This window comes from Streptomyces sp. WM6372 (genome assembly GCF_001279655.1).
Lineage (GTDB): Bacteria > Actinomycetota > Actinomycetes > Streptomycetales > Streptomycetaceae > Streptomyces.
In genome coordinates, this window is sequence record NZ_LGDB01000117.1 from 1 (window position 1) to 370 (window position 370).

Sequence of the window (370 nt, forward strand, 5' to 3'; positions counted from 1 at the left end):
CCTCCTCGACGAGACCGACCTGTGGCCCGACAAGAAGTTCGTGATCACGAACGTCATCGTGTCGCAGAAGTTCCTCAAGGAGCACCCGGACGTCGTCGAAGCCGTGCTCAAGGGCACGGTCAAGACCAACGACTGGATCAACGCCAACCCCGACAAGGCGAAGGCCTCCGCCAACGCGAAGCTGGAGGCCGACGGCGGAAAGCCGCTCGACGCGAAGGTGATCGACCCGGCGTGGAAGAGCATCCTCGTCACCGACGACCCGCTGGCCACCACGCTGAAGACCGAGTCCGACTGGGCGGTCAAGGCCAAGCTCATCGAGCAGCCCGACCTCGCCGGCATCTACGACCTGACGCTCCTGAACAAGGTCCTC

Annotated in this window: 1 pseudogene; it reads left to right on the plus strand. The window is 64.1% G+C overall.

Annotation, left to right across the window (positions count from 1 at the left end):
* Positions 1 to 370: pseudogene (locus ADK52_RS11110) on the plus strand (sulfate ABC transporter substrate-binding protein); the annotation flags it as partial.